The following is a 5,422-nucleotide window of genomic DNA, read 5'->3' on the forward strand; positions in this document are numbered from 1 at the left end:
GAACGGACCAGCGGGCAGGCACGGGCGGGCGCGACGAGAGGAGGTCACGCCCGCGGTCTTCAGTGGATGTAGTTCTTGACTGCTTCGCGGACGGATCGTGCGCCTGCTGCTGACGCTGATCGTGCGTGCGCTTCGAGGATGTCTCGTTGTTCGTTCGCGTCATCGAGTGCGCGGAACTCTGCGACTGCGTGAGCGTGACTGCGGGCGAGTCGTGGGGTTGCGCCGCATCGTGTTGCGAAGTGCCACACGTCAACATCACGGTTGATGCTCATTGCTGGCCCTGTTGTGTTGAGGGCTTTCTGCCACGCTTCGGGCGTCCAACGGTGGTAGAGCCACAGGTCGGTGCGGTAGTCCAGTTCGATCCTGTTGTGTTGGGGATCTGTTGCCATGAATGCGCGGTGCGCTCGTGAGAGTTGGCCGGCGAAGTCGTGGTGGGCGGCGAGCACTGCGGTTGGTTGGCGGGTGTCCCCGAGGCTGAGGAGGTCGGGGTACCGCTGTTGGTAGAGGGTGTCGAGTTGGTTGAGCAGGTCGGGTAGTTCCTCGGTGATGACCTGCACGGTGTCGGCGGCCGCAGTGGCGAGTAGCCCCCGGGTGATGTGTTCGGCGTCGTCGCGGACCTGGGCTGCGAGGACGTGGTTCCGTACTTGCTGGGGGTAGTCGTCGGCGGTGAGGTCGAGAGGTGTTCCGGTGGCGAGGGTTGCCCGGTGCTCGGTGGCTTTCTGGTTGTGCCGGTCGAAGTTGGTGAGGGCGGCGGTGAGTTTCTTCGAGGGGGTGAGTCCGAGGTCGAGGGCGGCGGTTGCGGCGGCGACGATGCGGCCTGGCCGGTTGCTTTCTCCGAAGTTGGTGGGGAGTTGCCGGCTGAGGTGTCCGAGGATTGTGGCGTGGTCGGTCATGATGCCCTTTCGGTCTGGTCGCGCATGGTGCGGTATTCGAGTACGGCAGCCCGGTCGAATATCCAGGTGCCGTTCAGTTTTCGTCCGTCGAGGCTGCGGGCGATTCGTTGGACACTGCGCGGTGTCCGGTCGAGTAGGTGTGCGGCCTCGGTGGTGTCGATCTGTTGTGTTGAGTCTGTGCTGGGGGCGGTGGGTGCGTCGTCGCCGTGTCGGTGGGTCGACGCTGATCGGCAGGCGGAGAGCAGCGCGGACAGCGGTGCCGGGATGGGTGCGCCCTTCTGGGTGAGTTGGTGAATGGTCGCGGCCGCGGCGAGGTAGGCGGCGTCGACGGCGCGGCCTTGCAGCAGCACGGCATCTCCGAGTCGTTGAATGGGTGGCGTGGTCATGGCGTCCCTGTCTGTTCCGCAGCGTCGTGCAGGGCATCGGCGAGAGTGAGCGCTTCAGTCGGTGTCATCGCGATACGTAGGCCGGCGAAACGCAACACGACGGGACGGGTTGCTGCGCGGTCGGTGTAGACGTGGGGTTCCAGATTTCTCGCGTGCAGTCTCACAGGATCGCCGCCCATCCGCCGCCGCGGTGCTTGAGGCACAGATTCATTCCCGCATTTGGTTCGACGGGGCATCCGAGCGTCTTGCATTGACGTCTGGCGATGATCGTCCGTGCGACGTTCGGTGTGTTGTAGCGCTGGAGGATTGCGTTCGCGGCTATGTCGTCTGCGCTGCGGTGTGCCCGTTCGAGGATGCTCAGGACGGAATCCGTCAGGCCGGGCAGCACAGGGGCTTGGTAGGTAGTGGCGAGCTGCTGAGAGAATCCGCTGAGGGCCGGGTCGATCGCAATGCCTTTGATTTCTGCGGCTGTGGATCGCCACTCGTTCGCGCCGCCGAAGGTCCGGGGTCCGGGGCGAGTGCGCCCGACTGGTTGGATGAGGGTAACTACTGCTGCGGCCAGTCTCGGTTCGTCGGCCCGCTTCTTCCGTATGGCCCATCTGAATGCTTGTTGGGAGATGACGTGCCGTTCGGCGACGAAGAAGATTCCGCATTCGCACGTAGGTCCTGGGATCTCGGGGCACTGTCCACGCTTGCACTTGGCGGTGATTGTGCTGGTGGTGTAACTCTTGCGATCTCCCCAGATGGATTTGAGGTTGCCGTCTGGGGTGAGGTGCCAGATTCGCCACCCGAGGTCGGGTGTGGTGTCGGTGCTCATTAGGTCTTCTCCTCGAGTCGGGGGCGTCCGGGCTGGCCGTGGATTGGGCGTGCCCACAATCCAGCGGGGTCGGTGACTTCGGCGGCTGCTGTACGGCACGCGGACTGCACGGGGCACGCACGGCATTGATGGGCGGCCCAGGCGAGACGCTGCGAGCGGTGTTCGCTTGTCTCGTTGGGAAGCTCGTCGTCGAACAGTGGTGCGTGTCCCGAGCACTTTGCGCCCGAGAGCCGGGAGTCGATGAGTCCGGCGATGGTGTCGGGGATCCGCGGCAAGCGGGACACGGTTCGGCTCATCGGGCGGTCTCCTTGGTGGTGCGGTGCCAGTGGCAGGCCAGTCCGTCACGGGCAACGGGAGTGCGGCAGGGTTGGCCGTCACTGCGGGGGCGGCTGCACCGCGGCTGTATCGGACGGTCGAGGGCAGAGCGCATGGTGTGCGGGATCGGCCGATTGAGTTGCTCGTGTGGGGCGCAGTCGGTGCAGCAGCACCCGTAGTCATCGTCGACCTCGATGCACCCGCCGTGAGCGAGCAGCCAGAGCACCGTGTCGCCGTCGGGGGTGACGCACACCGAGGCGGCGTATCCGTTTCCGAGGGTGGCGGTTCGCCACGGATCGGGGTGGCTCATCGGTTCCTCCTGCGCAGTCCAAGGCGGGCGGCGGTTCCCGCTCTGGTGCCGGCCACCAAGGTGGGGTGATCGAAGTTGTCGCGCCACTGGGGCGGGCAGTCCGGCCACCACTGGGCATGTAGGTCTCGTCGGTTCAGGCATCGCGAGCAGAGGACCCGACCGTGGTCGGTGACGTTGTGCCCCGCGTTCTTCCCGATGGTTCGGTCGCACGATTGGCAGTCGAGTTCATTGGTCATGCTGCGTCTCCTTCGACGTCGGTGCGCTTCAAGATGCATTCGACGTGCGCGGCGATATTCGGATTGCAGGGTTCTGCGCAGACCTTGCAGAGGTGGTCGGGGCTAGCGCGCGTAGAGGCTTGCTCCCTTGCTCCCTTGCTCCCTTGGGGTTCAGCGCTCCCATTGACACCCGCTCTGACCTGCAAGGGAGCAGAAGGGTGCAAGGGAGCATCGTTCTCAGGTGTCGCACCCTTGCCGGCCGAATCTGCTCCCTTGGATGCGTCATGTTGCGGGACGTCAAGGCGCCGCCAGAACCACGGTCCGGGAATCTGCGGCCGGAACACATCGATTGCGGGCGACTCCTTATTGAGCCGTCCCTTGGCGCGCTTCGCCTTGTCCGTCGAGTACCCGGCGGCGTTCGCTGCGGAGTAGATCTCCTTCGCCGCGACCGGACCCGAGGACAGAAGGTCCACCAACCACTTGTCGATCTCGTCGTGGTTGCCGGCGTCCTCGTGTGGCTTCGGGGCGGAGCGGAGTACATCGCCGGCGGTACGGTCGGACTCTCCGACGATGACGAACCGGCCGACTTCTGCGGACTTGCCGCTGTCGGTGGTGACAGTTGCCGATTCAATCCGGTACGTGAGGGCGAGGTCTTCCTCACCGATGGAGTTCTTCTCCTGCGACAGAATGCGTTCACCACCCTCGGATTCCGGGTCCTTCACGAATCCGAAGACAGTGCGAGCGACCTCACCGAAGGCAGACGAACCGTTGATTCCGGCGACAACATCACCGTTGCCTGATTTGTTCAGGTGGGCGATTCCGATCACGATTCCATCGATCGCTTCGGCAAGTTTCGCCCATGGTTCGATCAGTGAGCGCACTTCGTTGTTGCGGTTGATGTCGGTTTTCGATCCGATGGTCGACATCAGAGGGTCGACGACGACGACCTTCACTTGATGAGCAATCAGTTCATCGGTGAGGGCCTGCATGTCTTGGGAGGACAGGAACTTCACTTCCTTGCCGCCGAACTCCACGGTCGGTGTGTAGACACGTCCGAGGTCGGCGCCAGCTGCCCGGAGCCCTGGCTTGACAACGTACTTAGCGGATTCTTCGGCCGCGATGTACGCGACGCTGACCGGCTTTCCTTCCCATGCGCCCGCGATCGTTCCGTTGGAGAACGAGGAAGCGAACCATCGGCCCGCCGTGGACTTTCCCGCACCGGGGCGGCCAGCGAACAGGGAGAGCGCACCGAGTGGCATCCTGCCCTTGCCGCCGTACTCCCACACCCACACCGGAACGTCGTCCTGCACGGTGGTGATGGGCTCGAGTTTGACGACGCGCACAGGCTGCGCCTCGTGATTGCTGTCGCTCATGCGACCCTCCCCGCGGTGCGCTGCGCCGACCGTAGACACGTTTCGATCTCACGTTCGTCGAGACCGACCGCGACAGCCGCTGCCCGAATGTCGTCCAACAACGACTGCTCCCCTCTTTCCAGCGCTCGGCAGAATGCCCAGAACGTCATTGCATTCCGGTCCCCGTCACCGGCTTCGGAAACCTTGCGCACGATGCCGTGACTACGCCGCTCGGGACTGAGCACGGTCGGCTGCGGTGTGTAGGTCGGTGGCTTCACAAGAGGGAGCAGTCGTTGCGGGAGGGGTTTGATCTCGATGTTCCGTTCGATGACGTAGGGGCGCCGGGTGTCCGGATGGATAGAGCCGGGCATGACGGTGTAGCCGGTGCGACCGGATTTCAGGTCTATGCCGGGGTAGTCGGCGAGCTTCCCGCGGATCTTGCCGTCGTAGCGGAAGTAGGCGTGCCGGCCGCCGCTGCCGGTGCGGACGATGAGGGTGTCGAGGACGTCGGGTCCGATGTCGTCGAGGTTGCCGCCGTGCCGGGGGTCTTCGTCGAAGGCCACGACGCCGATACGTCGACCTCCCCAGTTGCAGCCCGGATATTGGCGGGCAAGGCGATTGAGTATGTCGCGGTCGGTGGTGAAGGCGTGGAAACCTCCGGGAAGGAATGCTTTCTTGCCGTCGAGGGGTCCGAGCGCGAAGCCGCGTTCGAGCATCACGCGCGGGTGATTGGTGTTCACGCTGCGGCACCGCCTTCGACACGAACGTCGGTGCGGCGCCAGACACGCGCTGGAGCGTCCCAATCGTCGTCTGCGGCCCGCGGCCCGTATCCCGCGAACTCGATGTACCCGCGGCGACTCAACTCGCGCACGAGCGCCCCGCGGCGACACGGTTTGTCGTCGACATAGGGCGGGAGATACAGCGCCATCTGAGCGGCTGTGAAGGTCATTCCTGCCGGCTGATCCGAGATCCATTGCTGTGCGAGAGTGAGTGCTTCGGAATGCGCTCCCGCGAGAGCGGTTTCGGGGCCGTGTGCAGTATTCTGTTCCTGACGCATGGTGCGCCTTTCTTGGGTGTGGGGGCGGGGGGGTCGGGGGGGGCCGGCCCGCGGCGGGGGACGGGTGTGTGGCCTTT

The 5,422-nt window shown here is 64.7% G+C and carries 8 protein-coding genes; all 8 read right to left on the reverse strand.

All coding sequences use genetic code 11. The features are described from left to right. Positions 1–59: 59 nt before the first annotated feature. The 8 genes from TVH25_RS20550 to TVH25_RS20585 all read right to left on the reverse strand — a co-directional run bounded on the left by TVH25_RS20550 (position 60) and on the right by TVH25_RS20585 (position 5,345). Positions 60–893 (reverse strand): hypothetical protein, encoded by an 834-nt coding sequence (locus tag TVH25_RS20550; RefSeq protein WP_422425353.1) that lies wholly within the window; start codon positions 891–893, stop codon positions 60–62. Continuing rightward, complete coding sequence (locus TVH25_RS20555) at positions 890–1,279, reverse strand: helix-turn-helix domain-containing protein (protein WP_422425354.1); 390 nt, start codon at positions 1,277–1,279, stop codon at positions 890–892. The genes TVH25_RS20550 and TVH25_RS20555 overlap by 4 nt, the downstream gene beginning before the upstream one ends. Positions 1,280–1,439: 160 nt before the next feature. After that, complete coding sequence (locus TVH25_RS20560) at positions 1,440–2,096, reverse strand: hypothetical protein (protein ID WP_422425355.1); 657 nt, start codon at positions 2,094–2,096, stop codon at positions 1,440–1,442. Further along, complete coding sequence (locus TVH25_RS20565) at positions 2,096–2,392, reverse strand: WhiB family transcriptional regulator (protein ID WP_422425356.1); 297 nt, start codon at positions 2,390–2,392, stop codon at positions 2,096–2,098. Before TVH25_RS20565 ends, TVH25_RS20560 begins: the two co-directional genes overlap by 1 nt. Continuing rightward, positions 2,389–2,721 (reverse strand): hypothetical protein, encoded by a 333-nt coding sequence (locus TVH25_RS20570; protein WP_422425357.1) that lies wholly within the window; start codon positions 2,719–2,721, stop codon positions 2,389–2,391. The genes TVH25_RS20565 and TVH25_RS20570 overlap by 4 nt, the downstream gene beginning before the upstream one ends. Before the next feature lie 232 nt (positions 2,722–2,953). Continuing rightward, complete coding sequence (locus tag TVH25_RS20575; RefSeq protein ID WP_422425358.1) at positions 2,954–4,309, reverse strand: AAA family ATPase; 1,356 nt, start codon at positions 4,307–4,309, stop codon at positions 2,954–2,956. Continuing rightward, positions 4,306–5,028 (reverse strand): bifunctional DNA primase/polymerase, encoded by a 723-nt coding sequence (locus TVH25_RS20580; RefSeq protein WP_422425359.1) that lies wholly within the window; start codon positions 5,026–5,028, stop codon positions 4,306–4,308. The genes TVH25_RS20575 and TVH25_RS20580 overlap by 4 nt, the downstream gene beginning before the upstream one ends. Continuing rightward, a complete protein-coding gene (locus TVH25_RS20585; protein ID WP_422425360.1) occupies positions 5,025–5,345 on the reverse strand; it encodes a hypothetical protein in 321 nt (106 codons plus the stop codon). Before TVH25_RS20585 ends, TVH25_RS20580 begins: the two co-directional genes overlap by 4 nt. Positions 5,346–5,422: the final 77 nt, after the last annotated feature.

Origin of the sequence: Rhodococcus sp. 7Tela_A2 (genome assembly GCF_049311045.1) — a bacterium.
Lineage (GTDB): Bacteria > Actinomycetota > Actinomycetes > Mycobacteriales > Mycobacteriaceae > Rhodococcus.